This window comes from Streptomyces sp. NBC_00425 (assembly GCF_036030735.1).
GTDB lineage: Bacteria > Actinomycetota > Actinomycetes > Streptomycetales > Streptomycetaceae > Streptomyces.
In genome coordinates, this window is record NZ_CP107928.1 from 8,340,682 (window position 1) to 8,360,828 (window position 20,147).

Consider the following 20,147-nt stretch of genomic DNA (forward strand, 5'->3'; position numbering starts at 1 on the left):
CCGGGGGACGGGACGACATCAGCGGAAGCGGGCCTGTTATCCGCCCGCCTGCACGGGTCACCGCCCGCCCGCGCCCCGACGGCTCGACTTCCGTGCAACGACCGCTCGTAGTCCGGCCGCCGGTACTCGCCCACCGGGACTTCGACGGCCCGTACGCCGACCGCCGGCACTCCGGCCACCGGTACTTCGACCGCGCGTGCTTCACCTCACTTCGGATACCGGCACTCCGGCCACCGCTGCTCCGACCGTCCGTCACGCCGGGCCGACGATCGATCGACCGGGGGTCGCAGGAGCGTGGGCGACTGAGTCGCCGGACTCGAGGTGTCGGCGCAGCCATCGTTCGGTACTGGTCACGTGCAGCAGCGCCGCCGCCTGGCTGAGCGCGGCGTCGCGGCAGGCCAGCGCCTCGTAGATCGCCTCGTGCTCGGTGAGCGTCCGGCCGGCGGCCCGGGTGTCGACCAGACCCCGCCAGACGCGGGCGCGCAGCGTGCGGCCGGAGACGCCCTCCAGCAGAGCCAGCAGGGACTCGTTTCCGGTGGCCGCGACGACCGCGCGATGGAACGCCGCGTCGTGCGCGTTGAGCCGCTCCACGTCGTCCTGGGCCTCGCGCATGGCGTCCAAGTGCTGTTTCACCAGGGCCAGTTGCTCGTCCGAGATACGCAGGGCGGCCAGCGCGGTGGCGGCGGGTTCGAGCAGCCGCCGCACCTCCATCAGGTCCAGCAGTGCGGCCGAGTCGCCCTGCAGCAGTTCCACGGCGCCGCCGACGCTCTCCAGCAGCACACTCGCCTGGAGGCTGCCGACGTACGTGCCGTCGCCCCGTTTCACCTCCAGTACACGGGCGACCGCCAGGGCCTTGACCGCCTCGCGCGCCAGATTGCGGGAGAGCCCCAGCTGAGCTGCCAGCTCCGCTTCCGGAGGCAGTTTTGAGCCCGGGGGCAGCGCGCCCGTCCGGATCAGCTCACGGATCTGCTCGATGGCCTTGTCCGTCAGGGACAACGCGACCCCTCTCCTTGTATGCGCCGCCTGGGTGCGCCCGGTCCGGTCGGGCCGTGGGCCCTGGGCCCTGGGCCCTGGGCCCTGGGCCCGAGGATCGTCCCGGATACCTCGAGGACGTGACGGCCGAGCGGCCCGCCCTTGCGTACGGCCTGGTCCGGATTCGGCGTGCCGGGGGCGACGGCGACGATACCGGGGCGGGCGCAGCGGCGCGCGACCGCGGCGGCGGCCCGGCCCGGCCGTTCGCCCCCGGCGGACGAGGTGCGGACGGGGCGTCCTGGTGGGCTCGTCCCGCCCCGTGCGGCGCGGTCATCGGGGCCGCAGCACGTAGAACTCGGTCGCGGTGCCGGCGAGGATCGCCCGGGTCTCGGTCACGGAGCAGTCGTGCAGCAGCTCCTCGACGGTGGCCGCCCAGGCGTTCCATCCGCCGGCGAGGCCGCAGACCGGCCGTGTCGACGATGTCGCCGATGGCGAGAGAGGTCAGATCCACCCAGCCGACGACGCCGCCGATCAGCGGGTCTCGCGCGGCCAGGGCCAGCAGCTCGCGCGTCTCGGGCAGGGGTGCCATGCACCGGACGAGTCCCAGCCCGGAACAGCCGACCTCGACACCCTGCTGGAGCGGGTCCGGGCCGCCGGCCACCCTGCACACGGCGGGCGACCTCGCGGCTCTGCCCACCGCCCGCCGGCTGGCCGTCAACCGGATCACCCTGAGCGGGTTCGTGCCGTCGGCCGCGGCGACTGCGGTGAGCACGGGCGCCTCGGACGGTGCGGGGAGCCGGCCCGCCGGGCGGGCGGCCCCCATTCGTCCGAGCGCCGCTCAGCCGAGTCGGCGGACCACCGCCTCGGCGACCGCCCTGGCGCTGCCCGGGTTCTGCCCGGTGATCAGGCGGTCGTCCTCGACGACGTGGGTGTCGAACGGCTTCGCCGCGATGCTGTACCGCGCGCCGAGCTCCTTCAGGCGGTCCTCGAGGCTGTAGGGGACGGCGTCGGCGCGCTGGGCGAGTTCCTCCTCCCGCCACGAGAATCCCGTGACGTTCCTGCCCTTCACCAGGGGTTCGCCGTCGCTCAGGGTGACGTCGAGCAGACCGCACGGGCCGTGGCAGACCGCCGACACGATCCGGCCGCTCTCGTGGAAGCGGGCGATCAGCGTCTCCAGGGCCTGGCTCTGGTGGAAGTCGAACATCACGCCGTGACCGCCGGTCAGGTAGATGGCGTCGTAGTCGTCGACGTCGACCTCGCGCACGGCGACGACATCCCGCAGCGTGTCCATGAACGCGCGGTCGGCGTACCGCTTGTCGGTACCGAGGTCGCTGAGGACGTTGTGGGCGAGGCTCTCCGGATCGAGCGGCACGGGGCCGCCCTCGATGCTCGCGACGGTGAGCTCGAAACCCGCCTGTTCGGCGACGTCGTAGAAGTGGGTCAGCTCGCCCAGCCAGAGACCGGTGCGGTAACCGACCTTCTCGTACTCGCCGGTGCTGGTGACGATGATGAGAATGCGCTTCGTGGGGGACATCCGTGTCTTTCTGTTCAGAGGTTCGGGGCCGCCGTGCGGACGTGTGCGGCCCCGTGCGCGGCCTCGCCGGCGACACCGGGCCGGGCCGCTGATTCCTTCAGGCCGGTACCACGATAGGAGCTGATCGCCCGTCACACCCGGTACCGGGGAGGTGCATCGGCGGTCGGCGACCGGTACCACGGGACTACGGGAACACGTCCGGAGTCGACAGCGCTCGGGTCCCGCTCGGTCATGAGGCGCGCACGGCCCCGGGTCCTGCCCGCTGCCCGCTACCCGCTGTGCGCCCCGTCGTCCGTGCCCCGCCCGCCGTCCGCCGGGGGCGCGGCTCCCGCGTGCAGCCGGATCACCGCATACGTCTCCCCGGCCTCCGGGGGGCGCGTCCAGGAACGGGTGGTGAACGTGTGCAGCCGCCCCTGCACGATCGCGTGCCGCGGCAGGCCGGCGCCGAACTCCGCGGTCACCGCTTCCAGCAGCGACCGTTCCGTCCCGGCCGCGTCCCCCAGGTCGCAGAAGAAGCGGTCCGGGTCCAGCGCCCGTGGTATCCCTCCGCTGCGCCGGACCTCACCGTCCGCGTAGGTGAAGGCGTACTGCTCCACGCCGTCGCGCGCGACCGAGAGGTGGAAGAACGGGTTCCCGTGCCGGGCCCTCAGACCGCACCACACCACCACCGCGCGGGTCCCCGCGCTCGCGGCCGCCGCCGGGGAGACGAACCGCCGCCCCGCGAACGAGGCGGGATCGCCGTCGAAGGCGAAGCTCCAGCCGGCACCGGCCCGGCCGACCGCCACGAGAGCCCGGTCGTCGTAGGACGAGAACTCCCTGCGGCCCTCCAGCGCCCTGCGGCGCGCCTCCCGGAAGCTCATGGGCTCGCTCAGCACGACGCGGTCGCCCTCGTCCCCGTCCCCGTCGCCGCCGTCCTCGTCGCCTCGGCCCCTGTCGTCGCCCCGGGCATCGTGCGAGTCCGCGAGACGTGCGGGCAGCTCCTCCGGCCCCACTCCCTCCACCAGCACGAACCGGTAGGACGTGCGGTTGCTGCCCGGGTCCGGCTCCACGAGCCACGCGAGGCCGCCCGGGTCGAGCACGCCCGCCGGCGCCGGAGCCCGACCCGCCTGCCCGCCCCGTGGAGCGGACAGCAGTTCGCGGCCCCGCTCCGGGGTCAGCAGCGGCCCGAGCAGGGGGTCGGCCACCCACCCGAGCGGTGCCAGGTGGTCCGGCCCCAGCGGCTCCCACCGGGGCAGGGCTTCCAGCAAAATCCGCCATGCCCCGTCGGTGTCGCCCCACCGCGCCAGCTCCCGTGCCCGCTCGACCGCCTCCCCGAAGGGCCCGGCCGCCGTGTACCGGTACGTGCCGTCGCGCACCTGGCGCAGGGTCTCGAAAGCCAGCGACACGACGGCTTCGTCGGCGCCCCGCAGATGGAACGTCAGCGTGGAGTCGTCCCGGTACCCGTTCGCCGCGTGCTCGGCGACCAGCGGCGGCAACAACTCGGGAGCGTACCGAGGGTCGGTCACCAGGCCGTCGAAGTACACCATGTACGTCTGTCCGAGCAGGCGGCGTATCTGGTCGCCCAGCCCGGCGGCCCTCGGCCTGCCGTACGCCTTCGCCTCGTCCAGCAGTGTCCCGGCCCGTTCCCAGCCGCCGCGCAGCGCCTCCAGCCGGGCCTCCTCCATCCCGGCGTCCAGCTCTCGCGTCGTGTCGTTGGCGAACACCGGCTCCGTGTCACTGCGGCGCGCCTGCAGGCTGTGGAACTCCCGGTGCATCGCCAGCATGAAGGCCAGGAAGTTCGCGTGCCGCTCGGGCGGCTCGGCCCGCCAGCTCGCCCACGTGTACACGGCCCACTCGCCGTCCTCGTCGACGTCATCGGGATCCAGGAGGACGTGCGTGATGTCGGACTCCACGTCGAGCTGCAGCCCGCGCCGCCAGAGGTCCGCCTCCCGTCGCTCCTCGGGGCTCGCGTCGTCGTCCAGATCCTCCTCGAACATCTCCGCGAGCCCCGACTCGTCGTCGTGCCAGTGCGCGTCCGCGGTCCCCGCCAGCAGCCACACGAATCCGCCCGCGTGCCGCCAGCCGTCACTGACCTCGAGGAACCGCCGGTACGACGGGGGCATGCGACGGCCGAGACGCTCCTCCATGGCCGCGATCCGCTCCTCCGACGCGGGCGGGAGCCCCAGCCACCGGGCCCGGCGCGCGACCTCGTCGTCCTCGCCCCGCGTCTCGCCGTCCGGCAGGGAGTCCGCCCACTCCCCGCTCCACCTCTGCAGGAAGGGCCGCCAGTCGAATGCCGTGGTGTCCGTCATGCTCACGATGCTGTCACCCGCCACTGACAGCACCCGGCCCCCCGGGGAACCGTCCGACGGCCCGTGAAAGGGTCGGCCCTCCAGCGGCGGCGGGAGCAGGCGGCCGCTCAGGCGCGTTCGGCGATCTCGCGTGTGACGTCCACGGCGATCTCGATCGCCCGTGCCGCGAGGGGTGAGTGCGTGCGACGGGCCTGCCACAGCAGGAAGATCTCGCGCGGCGGGAGTCCCGGCTCGAGTTCGTGGACGGACACGGACGCGTCGGAGCCGAGGTCGGCGCCGTGGACGGCGAGCCGCGGCAGGACCGCCGAGCCCATGCCGGCGCGCACCATCGACAGCACGGTCTCGTTGCCCGCGGTACGGCACACGATCTGCGGGCGGACACCGCGCCGGGCCAGCGCCTGCTCGAGCCGGGCCTGGTCACAGATCGGCGGGTGCGCCACCATCGGCGCGCCGTCGAGAAGCTCCGGGCGCACCGGACCGTCGGCGAAGGCGCCACGGCGGGCCACCAGAACGTAGGGATCGTCGAGCAGCTTGCGGTGTTCGACGTCGCCGTCGACGCGGCCGTCGAAGAACATCAGGTCCAGCTCGTCGACCTGGGGCCGGTCGGTCTCCTCCTCGAACAGCCGGATGTCGCAGCCGGGGTGTTCGTCCCGGAGCCTGCGCACGACCAGCGGCAGGATCACGTTGGACACGCTCTGGAAGGTGCCGATGTCGACCCGGCCGTCACCGGCCTTGAACCGGTCGACGGCGGCCGTCATCGCCCGGGATCCGGCGAGCAGTGCGCGTCCGTGGGCCAGCACCACCGCGCCGAGCGGCGTGATCCGCACCGGTCTCGGGCCGCCGGGCCGGTCGAACACGGCGCCGCCGACGGCCTTCTCCAGAGCCGCGATCTGTTGACTCACCGTCGACTGGGTGTATCCGAGCCGCGTCGCCGCCCGGCCGAACGAGCCCTCGTCGGCCACGGCGGCCATCGTGGCGAGATGGCGCAGTTCCACGTCGGACATGAGCTCGTCCCTCTGGGCAACAATCGTTGATTGCGATCGACTTGATCGGAAACTATCGCTTTTTACGATGGACCGCCGGGTCTAGCGTGACATTCATGACCGATCACCTTTCACACGGCGAGAAGCTCGTCCGGATCGACGACGTCGAGCTGTGCTTCGAGACCTTCGGAAACCCCGCGGACCCGGCGATCCTCCTCATCGACGGCGCCGCCGCCTCGATGCTGTGGTGGGAGACCGAGCTGTGCGCCCGGATCGCGCGCGGCGACCGGTACGTGATCCGCTACGACAACCGGGACACCGGCAGATCCACCAGCTACCCGCCGGGGCGGCCCGGCTACGCGTACACCGACCTGGCCGGGGACGCGCTCGGCCTCCTGGACGCCCTGAACGTCGAACGCGCCCACATCGTCTGCCGGTCGATGGCCGGCGGAATCGGCCTCCTCGTCGGGGTGGACCATCCCGACCGGGTGGCGTCCCTGACGTTCGTCTCCACCTCCACCGGCGAGGACGGACTCCCGCCGTCGTCGGACGAGCTCGCCGCCGGCATTCCCGCCGACCCGGACCCCGCCGACCCGGACGCGGTGGTGGACCACGTCGTCGCCTCGGCACAGGCGTGCTCGGGCGGCTCGCCCTACTTCGACGAGACCGCCACGCGCACGCTCGTGCAGCGGGACGTGGCCCGTGCCCGCGACATCGCCGCCACCCTCGTCAACCACTACGCGATGTCCTTCGACGGGTCGTCCCGCGACTTCGCCTCCGTCCGGGCGCCGACCCTGGTGGTGCACGGCGACCACGACCCGGTGCTTCCGCTCCCCCACGGGCGCGCGCTGCGCGAGGCGATTCCCGGTGCGGAGCTGCTGGTCCTGGAAGGCGCCGGACACGACCTGCCGAAGCCGCTGTGGGACGTGTTCGTGCCGGCCCTGCTCCGGCACACGGCAGGCGGGCAGACGGCAGGCGGGCAGACGGCAGGCGGGCGGACGGCAGGCGGGCAGACGGCAGGCGTGCACACCGCAGGCGGCCGGCCATGACCCGGTTGCGGTCGGCGCTCTGGCTGCCGATCTTCGACGAACTCGCCGACCCGGCGGTGGTCGCCCGTCTGGCCGCCGACGCGGAGGAGGCAGGCTGGCACGGCGTGTTCGTCTGGGACCATCTGCGCTGGCGCGAACCCGTCCGGCAGGCGGCCGACCCCTGGATCACGCTGACCGCGATCGCCACCGCCACCCGACGCCTGCGGTTCGGCCCCATGGTCACCCCCCTCGCCCGCCGGCGGCCGGCGAAGGTCGCCAGGGAGACCGCGACGCTGGACCGGCTCGGCGGCGGCCGCCTCACCCTCGGCGTCGGTCTCGGCAGCGACCGCTTCGCCGGCGAGTGGAGTGCGACGGGCGAGGAACTCGACGACCGGCGGCGCGGCCGCATGCTCGACGAGTCCCTGGAGATCCTCACCGCCGCGTGGTCCGGCGCACCGGTGCACCATCACGGCCCGCACTACACGGTCGACGGCGTCTCCTTCCTGCCCCGGCCGGTTCAGCGCCCCGGCGTGCCCGTGTGGGCCGCGGGGTTGCCCGGCAACGTCAGACCGCTGCGCCGCGCCGCCCGGCACGACGGCTTCTTCCCGGTGAACCTCGAACACCCGGACCAGCTCGCCGACGCCGTCGCAGCCCTCGCCGCCCTGCGCGAGGGGAGGCCGGGCCCGTACGACATCGCCGTCGCCCTCCCGCCCGGGACCGATCCGGCGCCCTACGCCGCCGTGGGCGCCACATGGTGGCTGGCGGAGTTCACGCCGGAGACGATGTCGCTGGACCAGGTGCGCGGCGTACTCCGCGACGGCCCGGCCGACACCGGCGGGCCTGGCGCCGAGTGATACGGGGAGGTGGTCCCGGGGCCCCGCTCTCGACGTCCTCCGCGCCCCCTTCAGACATCTCCCCGACGGCCGACGCGGATCGCGCGCGACCACCGGTTCGCGCACCGCCGTACAGGTCGCGAGACTGCGCCGACGCCTGCGACACCGGGCGAGACCAGCGGGTTCTTCCTCCGCGCGGCACGCGCCTTGCGTGTGGTTGACCTGTGGAAATAGCCTCTGGTCAAGCCGGTGGGGGTTGCCGGCCCGGGAAATGGTCCACAACATCATGGTCACAGGCGCGAACCGGCTGTCGTCCGTGGCCTGCCCGGGCAGGAGGCCCGAGTCCGGGCCCTCCACCGATTCCGGAGCAGTTCAGTGCATGAAGTCGGCCTCCTGGTGCTGGCGCCGTCGGCGAGTTGCGCACTCCGCGCGGCGTGGTCCGACGCCCACGTTGTCGCAGCGGACGGGAGACTCGCCGACGGGGGCCCGCTGAGCGACCACCACGGGCCGGACGACCGGCCGCCGGGTGCGGGCCGAGTGGTGCCGCTCCCGGCGCCGACGTCGCGCGCGACAGGCGCGTGGGCGCGACGGACGGGAGAGGCCCGGCCGTGACGCCCGCACAGGTCCGCGAGTTCCATGAGCCCTCGGGGCCACGAACTCCCCGGCGGGCCTGTACGGCGTCCGTACCGCACCGGGAAAGCCACCATGCCCCCACAGACCTCGACCCTCTCGGTCCCCTCCTCACTGCGACCACCGTTCCCGGTACTGCGCCGGGAACGCCGGTGGCCCAGGTCGGCGAAGTACCGCGTCCCGCTCCTCGCCATCGCCGCCTTCCTCCCCCTGTACTGGGGGTGGGACGCCGTCCTCGCGACGGACGGCGGTGACCTCGCCGCGCAGTACGCGTGGGCGGGGTTCGTGGGCAGACACCCGGCCACGCCGTACGGACTGTTCTGGTTCGGCGGCGTCCACACCGTCAACTACAGCGTCATATCACCGCACTTGATGGCTCTGTGCGGCGTCCGCGCCGTCTCCGTGCTGTCCGGGATCAGCGCCACCTGGGTGCTGGCCACACTGCTGGAGCGCACCCTTCCGCGCGTGTCGATGTGGCCCGCGCTCGTCGGTGCGCTGGGCCTCTGGTACAACGTCGTGCTCGGCCGCACCACGTTCGCCCTCGGCCTGGCGTTCGCTCTCGCGGGCCTGCTCGCCGTCGCCGACCGCGCGCCCCGGCCCGCCCGGCTCGCCGCCGCGGCCCTCGGGGCGCTGTTCGCGACCATGGGCAGCCCGGTGGCCGGGCTCTTCCTGCTGGTGGCGGGCGCCGGATATCTGGTCGACCGGCAGTACGGCAAGTGTCTCGCCCTGTCGCTCCCGCCCGTCGCCGTAGTCGGTGTGACGACCGTGCTGTTCCCCTTCCAGGGCGAGCAGCCCATGGCCGCGGGCCGCATGATCCTGCCCCTGCTGCTGTCCGCCGCCGTGGTGTGGGCGTCTCCGCGGGAGTGGCGGGTGGTGCGGGCGAGCAGTGTCGTGTACGCCGTCGGGGTCGTCCTGACCTGGGTGGTCCCCTCGCCGGTCGGCAACAACGTCGAGCGCCTCGCGCTGCTCTTCGCGCCCGCGGTGTTGCTCGCGGCCGCGCTGCACCGCCGCTCCGGAGCCTTCCGCCACGGCGGCCGGCGAACCCGCATGCGGGCGATGGCGCTGGTGACCGCTCTCTCCGTCTCCTACCTCTGTGCGTCGTCGCTGACGCATCTGCGGCGCCCGGACCCCGTTCCGGGCTGGGTCACGCACACCGACGGCGTGATCGCCGCGCTCGACCGGCTGGGCGCCGACCGCGGCCGGGTCGAGCTGCCGACGGACGACGACCATCGCGGGGCCACCCTCCTCGGCCCCCACTTCGAGCTGATGCGCGGCTGGAACCAGCAGTTGGACGTCGAACGCGGACGCCTGTTCTACGAGGGCCACCTCGACGGGCCGCGTTACTACGCCTGGCTGCGCCACTGGGCGGTGGGTTTCGTCGTCCTCCACGACGGTAAGCCCGACCGGTCCGCGGAGCGCGAGACGGCTCTCATCCAGGAGGGGCAACGCTGGCTGGAGCCCGTCTGGCAGGACCAGTACTGGAAGATCTACCGGGTCCGCGACACGCTGCCGCTGGTCTCCGCCCCGGCCGAGCTGCTGCGCGCGGGGGAGGCGGATCTGACGCTGAGCATGCCCGGCCCCGGGACGAGCACCGTGCGGATCGCGTACTCGCCGTGGCTGCGGGCCGAGGGCGCGTGTGTCAGCGCGGACGGCCCGTGGACCCGGCTGACCGTGCCCGGGGCGGGCGTGTACCGGCTGACCTCGGACTACGCCGCGGAATCCGGCGACGAGAGCGGCTGCCCGCCGGCCGGGTGAGAAGCCGCCGTCTCCGCCGGGTGGGCATCCGGCGGAGACGGACCGGCCGCCGTGGCGCTCGCGTCCGCCGGCGGATCCGCGCAACGGGGTCCGGTCACCGCCTGCCGCCGGCCCCTGCAGGGCTGCCCGGCGTACGCCACCGAGCAGGTGGCCGGTGACCGTGGGCTGTCCCGCCCGAAGTCCTGCTCGAGGCGGGTCCGGCGCGGGGGCGCGCGGCTCAGTCGTCGAGGGACTCGTAGTCGAACCAGTCGAAGTGGACGGCGCCCGTCGCGGCGTACATGCCGATGACCCGACCCGTGAAGCCGCCGGCGACCTCGGTCGACAGATAGCGGCCGTCGAGGGTCGCGAGGTCGGTCACCGTGCCGTCCGGCCCTTCGACGCCGAGGGAGACGACGTCGGGTCCTGTGCACGGTCCGTGCGGAGACGGCGGTTCCGTGATCGTGGCGGCGAGGACCACCGGCCCGGCCGGCACGGACTCCTCGGCCATTACCGTGCGCAGGGACCCGACGCGCGCGATCACCCGCACCCGCGTGCCGGACGCCTCGATCGCGTAGTGATGTCGCTCGTCGAGCCGGACGGCGAGGCCACCGCTTCCCTCCGCGGCGTCGACCAGTGTGCGCGCCCGGCAGGAGGGATGCCGCTGGCGCCGGCCCGTGAACACCACGTCGGGCTCGTCCAGGGAACCGCCCCGCGCGCGGAGCGTCAGCCAGCCGGGGCGCTCCTTGGTGGTGCAGAGCTCGGCGGGCCGGTCGCGCAGGGAGATCCAGGGCGGTCGCAGCTCGGCGAGCTCGAAGTCGTCCCGGTGCTCCTCGACGGGGCCGGGGGAGAGCGGCCACGGCAACTCGGGCAGGGCCAGCGTGACCTCGCCGACGACCGGCCAGTCGTCCACCCAGGTCACGGGTGCCAGGAAGGTCTCCCGGCCGAGCACGTGCCAGCCCGGCGTGCCGCCGCCCGGCCGGACACCGAGCAGCACCATCCACCAGGAGCCGTCGGGACCCTGGACGAGGTCGGCGTGCCCGGTGTTCTGCACGGGACGGTCGGTGCCCCGGTGGGTGAGGATCGGGTTGGCCGGGCACGGCTCGAACGGGCCGGCGGGCGTACGGCCGCGGGCGATGGAGACACCGTGGCAGCGCTCGGTGCCGCCCTCGGCGATGAGCAGGTACCAGTGGTCGCCGATCCGGTACAGGTGCGGCGCCTCCGGGGCCTTGGCGCCGGGACCGCCGGACCAGAGCCTGTGGGGTGTCCCGTACGTCTGCCCGGTCGACGGGTCGATACGGACCTGCGAGACCCCGGCGACCGTGCACCAGCAGGTGCCGTCCTCCTCCCAGACCAGGTCGGGATCGATGCCGGGGACACCCGGTGCCCGGATGGGGTCCGACCAGGGTCCGGCCGGGTCGGTGGCCGTGACGATCAGGTTGCCGCCGCCCTCGCTGCAGTTGGTGACGATCAGCCAGAAGCGGCCGTCGTGGTGGCGCAGGGTGGGGGCGTAGATACCGCCGGAGGACGGCATGGAGGCGGGCAGACGCAGTTGCTCCGGCCGGTCCAGGACGTTGCCGATCTGCGTCCAGTGCACCAGGTCACGGCTGTGGAAGAGGGGCACCCCGGGGAAGTACTCGAAGCTGGAGCAGGCCAGGTAGTAGTCGTCGCCGACGCGGCAGACGCTGGGGTCGGGGTGGAAGCCGGGGATCACGGGGTTGGCGACGGGTCCGTCGGGCTGGCGCGGAGGGGGCACCTGAGAGGTCCTCTCGTCGGTGTCTCGTCGGTACGTGCTGCGGGCTGGGCCGGCCGGGGGAGCAACGGGTCCGTGGGGGCCGATGCGGAGCCCGACGGCGGACGCCGCGGAGGCGGAGGCCGTCCGGTGGTGAAGCGGCTGTCGAAGCGCTTCACACACTCCCGTAAGCTAACGGACGGGTTTCGCGCATATCAAGAGTGCCCTTCCCCTCTGGATCCCGCCCCTTGCTGCTCGGTCGACAGCCGGGGCGGGAGAGCGACGTCGTCGAAGCGCTTCGACGGCGGACTGCCCGGGCTGAGAGGTGCGCCTCGGCGCGGACGCCGGCGGCGTGGGCGTCCGGTGATCTGTACGGCGGACGCCGGCCTGCCGTACGCTCCGGGCATGAGCGACGCGTCGGCCGCGCGAGACGCGTGCCGTCCGCGCGACCCAGGGGGAAGCAGCCCGGGTTCGCCGCCCGCCGGCGGCCCCGCCCGGTCCGACGGCACCGCTCACCGGCCGTGTTCCGCGCACCCGGCCGCGAGGGAGACCGCCGTTCCTGACGGAACGGCCGCCCGCCGGCACAAAAGCGCCGCCCTCGAACCGGCCTGGTGGACGGCGGACCCCGAGCGCTGGGACCTCCTGCGGTTCGAAGCAGCCCACGACGCGTCCGGCCTGCCCGTCGACCGGTGGTGGCAGGACCGCAGAGACGTCCTGGACACGCTCATCCTCACCCCGGGGCCGGTCGACCACGACTTCGCCCGATTCCTGCTGGACCAGGAGACGCGGTTGCACCGTCACTCCTGGGGCTTCAGCCACACGATCGAGGTCGCGGCGCTCCTGCTCGCCGAACACCGCCGGCCCGACGACGTCTGGCACCTGTGGCGCGCGGTCCTCGCGGGCTTCGACACCTGGTACGGCCTGCCCCACCGACTGCTGCTCGCCGCAGGAGGAACCACCCGGACGATCGCCTACGTCCGCGGCTCCGGCCACGAACAGCAGGACAACCTGCTGGGGCACCTCGAGAAACTCGCAGTCGCGACCGACGACGACGTCACGGCGCTTCTCGCTGAACGCCGCCGGCACCACACCGGCGTCCTCCGCGGACTCGACGACATCCCGGAGCGTGACGACGAGCGCTGAGGAGCCGTTCTCCGGGAGCGCCCGGGCCGCGTCGTGGTCCGTGTGCGCGTGGTGCGGCGAGGCGACCGTCGTCCGCGTGGGCGTCGCGCAGGCGCGCGCCGCAGTGGCAGGTCACGGATGTCCCAACAACCCTGCGACAGCTTGTGGTTAAGGGCTTAATCACCCAGCGTACCCAGCGACGGCGGCGGGTCCGCGGCAGGTGAGCCGGAGCTCGGCCTGCAGAGCATCGGCCGTCGCGGTGCCGCCGTCGGCCACGTACGTCACATGAAACAAGAGGGGAAGCGGTGGAGGCGACGATTTCACGGGTGCGGCAAGGCACCATACCTCCGGTCGTTGCGGCGCGGTGGGCGCTGTGGACGTTTGTCATCATCAACTCGGTGATCGTGGAGGCCTTGTTCCTCACCTCCGGGACCGGCAAGAACGGGGTGCTCACCGTCGCCAAGTTCTTCGGGCTGCACGCCGCCGTGCTGATGCTGTTCCAGCTGCTTCTGGTGGCACGACTGCCGTGGCTCGACCGCCGTATCGGCATGGACCGGTTGACGGTGTGGCACCGGTGGGTCGGCTTCACCCTGCTGTGGACCGTCCTCACGCACGCCGTCCTGGTGGTCCTGGGCTATGCGAGGCTCAGCGGCACGTCGATGACGAAGACGTTCTTCTCGCTGGCCGGAGTGCCGGCCTCCCTGCTCGGGATGTGCGCCGCGGCGGTCCTCGTCGTGGTCGCCGCGGTCTCCGCCCGGTACGTGCGGCGGCGGCTGCGGTACGAGACCTGGCACGGACTGCACCTGCTGCTGTACGTGGCGTTGGGGCTGGCGTTCGTCCATCAGCTGCAGGAGACCACGACCTTCAGCTCCTCCCCGGCCGCGAAGCTCTACTGGTGGGCCCTGTGGCTGTTCGCGTTCGGCGCCCTGGTCGTGGGCCGGATCGCGCTGCCCGTGTGGCGCAACTCCTACCACCGGTTCCGGGTCGCGGAGGTGGTGGTGGAGTCGGACGACGTGGTGTCGGTGCATGTCACCGGCCGCCACCTCGACAAGCTGCCGGCCCGGGCCGGGCAGTTCTGCATCTGGCGGTTCCCCGAACACCACCACTGGTGGCTGGCGAACCCGTTCTCGCTGTCGGCGGCGCCCGACGGCCGTACGCTGCGGCTGACGGCCAAGGCGGCCGGCAGCGCGAGCGCCGGACTGCGCCATCTCCCGGTCGGCACCCGCGCGTTCGTCGAAGGACCCTACGGCGCGTTCACGTCGCTGCACCGAGGACGCCCCGGCTCCCTGCTGATCGCCGGAGGGGTGGGGATCACACCGGTTCGAGCCCTGCTCGAGGAGGAGCCGGCGGGCGACGTCGTGGTGCTCTACCGGGTACGCAGCGAGGACGACGCCGTGCTCGTCGACGAGGTACGAGCGCTGGTCGCGGACCGCGGTGGGCGGCTGCACCTGCTCACCGGCCGCACGGGGGAGGGCAGCCCGCCGTTCGAGCCGGAGAACCTCCGGGCCATGGTTCCCGACATCGGCGAGCGCGACGTGTACGTGTGCGGCCCGCCGGCGATGACCGCGGCCGTGCTCGGCGCCCTGCGCGACCTGCGGGTTCCCCGGCGGCAGGTGCACGCCGAGCGGTTCGGCCTGGCCTGAGCGCCGTCCGGGGCGGTGCCCGGCCGCCGGTCCACAGCGGGCCGTTGCACCGCCGTTCACGATCACCGAGCCGCATGCGGAGCGCCGGGCGCCCGCATGCGGCTCCGGTCGTCACCGTGGCCGACGGACCCGTGGCCGGGGACGACGACCTCGGCGCGGTCAGGCCGGCCGTCAGGACCGGCGCATCGCGGTGCCGTGTCCGCGCGGGCCGCGACGGCCGCCGCGGCGACGTCACGTCCCGCGGCGGCGTCTCGTGCCCCGGGTCAGACGCTGTCGACGTCGGTGGTGGCGAGCCCGGCGTAGACGTCGGGCCGGTTGCGGCGGATCCGCAGGGCGAGGACCACCCCGGTCATGAACACGAGCGGGGTGAGCGCGATCAGCGTCCAGTTGACGGGCGGTGCGGCGCCGGTGAAGAGATTGAGGCGCGTGCAGACCAGTCCGGTGATCACGGCGAGGAGGACGGCGGCGGCCACCGGCGCGACGACCGTGCGCAGGCGTCCCACCGCGTGGGCGCCGGGGCTGCGACGGAAGAAGGCGGCCACTGCGCAGGCCGCGAGCGTCTGCAGCGCGAGGATGCCGACCACGCCGGGGGTGTTCACCCACAGCAGGAACTCGTTGTACGGGTGCACGCCGATCGCGGCGAACACGGCCGTGACGACGACCGCCAGTGCGGTCTGCGCGATGCCGGAGACCCAGGGCGAGCCGTGCCGGGGGTGGATGCGACCCAGGGCGGCGGGGGCGACGCCCTCGGCGGACAGCGCGTACCCGTACCGGGTGATGGCGTTGTGGAAGGCGAGGAGGGAGGCCAGCAGGCTGCTGACGATCAGCACGCGCTGCAGGTCCGTGGCCCAGCCGCCCACATAGCGGGTCATGGCGGTGAAGAACATCTCGGCGGGGTTCTGCGCCGCGGCGCCGACGGCTCTGTCGTCCCCGAAGGCCTGGACGATGACCCAGACGACGAACGTGTAGAACAGGCCGAGGAATCCCACGGCCAGGTAGGTGGCGCGGGGCACGGTGCGGTTGGGGTCACGGGCCTCCTCACGGTAGAGGGCGGTGGCCTCGAACCCGATGAAGGCGGCCACGGCGAGGCCCAGCGGTGCGCTCATCTGCGAGGTGAAGACGTGGGAGGGGGCGAAGGAGGCGAGGCTCAGCCCGTTCGCGCCGCCCTTGACGAGGATCGCGCCGGCGAGCAGGGCGAGGACGGCGGTCTCCGCCACCAGCAGGGCGGCGAGCACCTTGGCGCCGACGTGGATCGACCGGAAGCCTAGGAGCCACACCACGGCGATCCCGGTGAAGGCGTAGACCGGCCAGGGCAGGTCGACGCCCAGGAGGTCGTCGGCGGTGGCGGCCGCGAAGAAGCCGAACGCCCCGTAGGTGCCGATCTGCAGGGCGTTGTAGGAGAATACGGCGAGCAGGGCGGCGCCCAGCCCGGCCGGGCGGCCCAGCCCCCGGGCGATGTACGAGTAGAAGGCGCCCGCGTTGCGGATGTAAGGCGTCATGGCGGTGAAGCCGACCGCGAACAGACACAGCACGACGCCGACCGCCAGATAGGCGACGGGGGCGCCGATGCCGCCGAAGAGGATCGCGAGCGGGGCGATGCCGGCCATGACGGTGAGCGGCGCGGCGGCTGCCACGACGAAGAAGACGATGTCGCTGACGCCCAGGGCGGCGCGCGGCAGACGGCCGGTCGGATCCGTCCCGGCGGCCACCGGGGGCTGCTGGGGAGTGAGGGAGGTGCGGGGCTCGGTCATGGAGGTCTCCGCGTGATGCGTGAGGTCGACGGGGGAGGTGACTGTCCCTGGCACGCGTGCCCGGCCGTGACGACGCCGAGAGGCTATCGCCTCGTGGCGGACACGGTCTCGGGCGTGCCGGAGTCGTGTGTGCGCCGGCCGGCGAGCCAGGTCCCCAGGACGGGCAGGCGGGCCAGGTCGCGGGGAGCGGTCTCGACCGGGTCGGCGGCGAGATGCACCAGATCGGCGCGCATACCGGGGCGCAGAACGCCCCATTTCTCCTCCTCGAACGCCTGGTAGGCGCATCCGGCGGAGTAGGCGGCCAGGGCGGTCGCGGTGTCGATCCGCTCCTGGGGAAGCCAGCCGCCGTCGGGGAATCCCTCGGGTGTCTGGCGGGTCACTGCGGTGGCGATGCCCCGCAGGGGCTCGTGATCGGTGACCGGCCAGTCGCTGCCGAACGCGATGTGCGCGCCGGACGCGAGCAGGGCGGCGATCTGGTACTGGCGCGCGCCGCGCTTCGGGCCGATCTTCGGCAGGATGAGGTCGGTCATCAGCCGGTCGGGCTGGGCCCACAGCGGCTGCAGATTGGCGATCACCCCGAGTTCGGCGAAGCGTGGCAGGTCGGCGGGGTGGATCAGCTGGGCGTGGGCGATGACCGGGCGTCGGTCGCGGGGCCCGTTGGCGGCGGCCGCGGCCTCGACGGCGTCCAGGGCGACCCGGACACCGCCGTCGCCGAGGGCGTGGATGTGCGGCTGGAAACCGAGGGCGTCGATCGCGGTGACGGCGTCCGCGAGTTCCGCCGGAGTCCAGTTGGCGATGCCGTGGGAGTGCGGGCAGTCGGTGTACGGCTCCAGCAGAGCGGCCGTGCCGGACTCGATCACCCCGTCGGCGAAGAACTTCACGGTGTGCGCGGTGAGCAGTCCGGGGGCGGCGCCCTCCACACGCTCACGCTCGGCGGCGAGCCGGCCGACCCGCTCGCGCCAGTGCTCAGGGCCCAGGAAGAAACCGAGGTCGGCGCGGATCGGCAGCCCGGGACCGCTGGTCGCCGCGGTGATCCAGACGTCGGCGTGGTGCGGTTCCACCCAGGCGTCCTGCACCCAGGTCACCCCGGAGGCGGCGAACCGGGCGGCGGTCGCGCGCAGCGCGTCCACCTGCGTGTCGTGGGACGGCTGCGGGACGAGGTCGAGGACGGGCAGCACGGCGGCGAACTCGCGCAGGGTGCCCAGGGGTTCGGCCGAGTCCTTGCGGCGCACGATCTCCCCGCCGACCGGGTCGGGCGTCCCGGCCGAGAATCCGGCCCGGCGCAGCGCCTCGCTGTTCACCCAGGCGGTGTGGTGGTCCATCGTGCGCAGCACCACGGGCCGGTCGGGGACGGCCCTGTCCAGCCAGTGGGCGTCGAACCGGCCGTCGGGGGCCAGCCAGGCGTCGAATCCGTCACCGGTGATCCACTCGGCCTCGGGGCGCCGGTCGGCCCAGTCCCGTACCGCCTCGACGATCTCCTCCACGGAGGTGCACTCGCGGACGGGTGCGCCGAGCAGTCCCAAGCCGCCCATCACGGGGTGCGCGTGCCCGTCGCCGAACGCGGGCAGCAGGGCGCCTCCCTGCAGATCGACCACGACGGTGCCTCGGCCGCGGGCGTCGAGCGCCCGCGCCCCGAGGGCGCTGATCCTGCCGTCCGTGACGGCGAGGGCGTCGGGCGCCGGGCCGTCGGCGGCCCCGGTCCTGATCGTCCCTCGGGTGAACACGATGTCGGCCTGCATGGCGGTGGTGCCCTTCCCGTCGCTCACAACCGAACTGAAACCGATTCGGTTTCGGTAATGTAGGCGGCGTCCGAACGGTCGGGAAGAGTTTTACTGAAAGTCATTCGGTAAAGTTCGGATGACGAACCCCGGACGGCGACACCGCCGCCCGGGAGACCCAGGAGGAGGAGCCCCCGTGCCAAGGCCGCGCACCCCGTTGCTTGACCGCCGGCGCATCGGCGCGGGAGCGCTGAGAATCGCCGACGAGCAGGGCGCCCTCAGCATTCCCGCCCTGGCCCGCGAGCTCGGGGTCGCTCCCTCCGCGCTCTACCACCATGTGTCCGGGCGCGAGGAGATCATCTCGCTCATGAGGGAGGAGCTGGCCCGGGAGACCGGACCTGACGACTGGGACCCGACACAGCCGTGGGAGCAGTCCCTGGAGGCGTGGGCCCGCTCCTATCGCACGGCCTTCGCGTCCCACCCCGGGGCGGTGCCCCTGCTCGCGACGGCCCCGCTGGCCGAACCCTTCATGCACGCGATGTACGAGCGGGTCGCCGGACTCCTGTTGACCGCCGGCTTCGGCGCCGGCCAGGTCATGCCCCTGATCAACGCGCTGGAGAACTTCATCCTCGGCTCGGCCCTCGACCTCGTCGCGCCGCCGGTGATGGTCTCCGACGTGACCCGTGAGGCGGCCCCCCACCTCAGCGCCGCACTCGACGACACCCCCACCGACCACCGCCGGGCCGAGCTCGCCTTCGACACCGGTCTGCGCGCCCTGCTCACCGGCTTCCGGGCGATGCTTCCCCGGTGATCCGACCGTCCGCCGCCCCACTCCGCAGACCCTCAGCGACCGGACACCGGAGCGCCTGGACCGGTCGTCCCTGGTCCCGCACCGGCCGCGCACCGCAGGACTCCCGGCACACGCCCTAGGATGCCGTCGAAGACATCCGGCATCCGAGCACTCCGCAGCCCGGCGACCGTCCGGCCGCCGTCGCCCGGCGGGTCGACTGACAGTTCTTCACCACGAACGGTCACACGGCGGTGGGGGTGCCCATGGAGAGCTCACGCGTCTGGCGGCGTCCGACACTCGACGCCGTGGCGGCCCGGGCCGGCGTGTCCACCGCCACGGTGTCGAACGCGCTCAACGGCACCGGACGGCTCTCCGAGACGACCAGGCAGCGCGTGCTGGCCACGGCGCGCGAACTCGGCTACGCCCCGGCGAGCACGGCCCGTGCCCTGGCCCGCGGCAGCACCGGCGTGCTCGGCCTGACCATGACCACCTACGGCGACCTCCCCGTTTCGTACACCGAGATCCCGTACTACGCCACCCTGACGCTGAGTGCCATGGCGGCCGCGCACGAGCGCGGCTATCTGCTCCTGACCATGCCGAGCTCGATGTCACCGTGGATGTGGCTCAACACCCCGATGGACGGCGTCATCCACGTCGAACCGCGCGCCGACGACCCGGTGGGCGCAATCCTGCGGGAGCGCGGCATACCGATGGTCAGCGAAGGCCGGCCGCCGCGGCCGCGTCCGTGCGACGCATGGGTGGACTCCGACCACGAGTCCGGCCTCCGCCTCCTGCTCGACCACCTGGCGGAGTCCGGTGCCCGGCGGATCGGACTCTCCCTGCCCCGCCACGACGACGCGTACCCGCACCTGGTCGCGCACGCCTACCGGCGCTGGTGCGACGAACACCGCAGCGCCCCCCTCGTGGAGGAGTACGCCGTGCTGCCCGACTACTTCACGGCCGAACAGGAGGCCGTCGGCCGGCTGCTCGACCGCGATCCGCGACCGGACGCCGTCATCGGCGTCTACTCCGACTCCGGTCACAACATTCTCGCCGCCGCTCGCCACCACGGTCTTCGGGTGCCGCGGGACCTGCTGGTGGCGTGCGTCAGCGAGGACCCGGAGTACGCGAGCACGGCACCCCCCGTCACCACCCTCGGACTCCGACCGGACCGCGTGGGCACCGAAGCGGTCGACCTGCTGATCTCTGTCATCAACTCCCGCAGCGGTGTGAACAGGCGCCGGCTCGTGGAACCGGTGCTGATGCCTCGCCGGTCCACACGGCGCGCGGCGGGTCGGCGGAACGGCGCTCCGTGACCGCTGTGCGGCCGGAAGAGCCCTCGCCTTCCGGCCGCGTACGACGGTCGCCGCGAACGTCGCAGTGCGCAGT

At 73.2% G+C, this 20,147-nt stretch carries 14 protein-coding genes; 7 read left to right on the plus strand and 7 right to left on the minus strand.

The window, feature by feature from the left end:
* Nucleotides 1-252: 252 nt before the first annotated feature.
* The 4 genes from OHS82_RS36775 to OHS82_RS36790 all read right to left on the minus strand — a co-directional run bounded on the left by OHS82_RS36775 (nt 253) and on the right by OHS82_RS36790 (nt 5,801).
* On the minus strand, nt 253-996 hold the full coding sequence (locus tag OHS82_RS36775; protein WP_328435390.1) for a FadR/GntR family transcriptional regulator: 744 nt from the start codon (nt 994-996) through the stop codon (nt 253-255).
* Nucleotides 997-1,810: 814 nt separating this feature from the next.
* The gene (locus OHS82_RS36780; RefSeq protein ID WP_057580879.1) at nt 1,811-2,506 is read right to left on the minus strand and encodes a type 1 glutamine amidotransferase domain-containing protein; all 696 of its coding nucleotides are present in this window, start codon (nt 2,504-2,506) and stop codon (nt 1,811-1,813) included.
* Nucleotides 2,507-2,775: 269 nt separating this feature from the next.
* A complete protein-coding gene (locus OHS82_RS36785; RefSeq protein WP_328435391.1) occupies nt 2,776-4,797 on the minus strand; it encodes an SMI1/KNR4 family protein in 2,022 nt (673 codons plus the stop codon).
* A gap of 107 nt (nt 4,798-4,904) precedes the next feature.
* Nucleotides 4,905-5,801 carry a LysR family transcriptional regulator gene (locus tag OHS82_RS36790; RefSeq protein WP_057580883.1) on the minus strand — a complete coding sequence of 299 codons (897 nt, stop codon included), beginning with the start codon at nt 5,799-5,801 and terminating at the stop codon, nt 4,905-4,907.
* Between the two features lie 95 nt (nt 5,802-5,896).
* On the opposite strand from OHS82_RS36790, the gene OHS82_RS36795 reads away from it, so the two are divergent.
* From OHS82_RS36795 to OHS82_RS36805, 3 genes are all read left to right on the plus strand, one after another.
* Nucleotides 5,897-6,829 (plus strand): alpha/beta fold hydrolase, encoded by a 933-nt coding sequence (locus tag OHS82_RS36795; protein ID WP_328435392.1) that lies wholly within the window; start codon nt 5,897-5,899, stop codon nt 6,827-6,829.
* Nucleotides 6,826-7,662 carry an LLM class flavin-dependent oxidoreductase gene (locus tag OHS82_RS36800; RefSeq protein ID WP_328435393.1) on the plus strand — a complete coding sequence of 279 codons (837 nt, stop codon included), beginning with the start codon at nt 6,826-6,828 and terminating at the stop codon, nt 7,660-7,662. The genes OHS82_RS36795 and OHS82_RS36800 overlap by 4 nt, the downstream gene beginning before the upstream one ends.
* Nucleotides 7,663-8,346: 684 nt before the next feature.
* A complete protein-coding gene (locus tag OHS82_RS36805; protein ID WP_242433231.1) occupies nt 8,347-10,026 on the plus strand; it encodes a hypothetical protein in 1,680 nt (559 codons plus the stop codon).
* Nucleotides 10,027-10,243: 217 nt separating this feature from the next.
* On the opposite strand, the gene OHS82_RS36810 is transcribed toward OHS82_RS36805, so the two are convergent.
* Entirely contained in the window at nt 10,244-11,758 is a 1,515-nt protein-coding gene (locus OHS82_RS36810) for a glycoside hydrolase family 43 protein (RefSeq protein WP_057580887.1), read from the minus strand.
* A gap of 381 nt (nt 11,759-12,139) precedes the next feature.
* Between OHS82_RS36810 and OHS82_RS36815 the strand changes: the two genes are divergently transcribed.
* Nucleotides 12,140-12,877: a hypothetical protein gene (locus OHS82_RS36815; RefSeq protein ID WP_328435394.1), complete on the plus strand. Its 738-nt coding sequence runs from the start codon at nt 12,140-12,142 to the stop codon at nt 12,875-12,877.
* A 305-nt stretch (nt 12,878-13,182) separates the two neighbouring features.
* The gene (locus tag OHS82_RS36820; RefSeq protein WP_328435395.1) at nt 13,183-14,499 is read left to right on the plus strand and encodes a ferredoxin reductase family protein; all 1,317 of its coding nucleotides are present in this window, start codon (nt 13,183-13,185) and stop codon (nt 14,497-14,499) included.
* Between the two features lie 263 nt (nt 14,500-14,762).
* Here OHS82_RS36820 and OHS82_RS36825 read toward each other — a convergent pair whose 3' ends face one another.
* Both OHS82_RS36825 and OHS82_RS36830 read right to left on the minus strand, forming a co-directional pair.
* Nucleotides 14,763-16,250 carry an APC family permease gene (locus OHS82_RS36825; RefSeq protein ID WP_328435396.1) on the minus strand — a complete coding sequence of 496 codons (1,488 nt, stop codon included), beginning with the start codon at nt 16,248-16,250 and terminating at the stop codon, nt 14,763-14,765.
* 83 nt (nt 16,251-16,333) lie between these two features.
* Nucleotides 16,334-18,016: an amidohydrolase gene (locus OHS82_RS36830; RefSeq protein WP_328435397.1), complete on the minus strand. Its 1,683-nt coding sequence runs from the start codon at nt 18,014-18,016 to the stop codon at nt 16,334-16,336.
* A 148-nt stretch (nt 18,017-18,164) separates the two neighbouring features.
* Between OHS82_RS36830 and OHS82_RS36835 the strand changes: the two genes are divergently transcribed.
* Both OHS82_RS36835 and OHS82_RS36840 read left to right on the plus strand, forming a co-directional pair.
* The gene (locus OHS82_RS36835; RefSeq protein WP_057582666.1) at nt 18,165-18,779 is read left to right on the plus strand and encodes a TetR/AcrR family transcriptional regulator C-terminal domain-containing protein; all 615 of its coding nucleotides are present in this window, start codon (nt 18,165-18,167) and stop codon (nt 18,777-18,779) included.
* Nucleotides 18,780-19,021: 242 nt separating this feature from the next.
* On the plus strand, nt 19,022-20,074 hold the full coding sequence (locus OHS82_RS36840; RefSeq protein ID WP_079041540.1) for a LacI family DNA-binding transcriptional regulator: 1,053 nt from the start codon (nt 19,022-19,024) through the stop codon (nt 20,072-20,074).
* Nucleotides 20,075-20,147 lie beyond the last annotated feature (73 nt).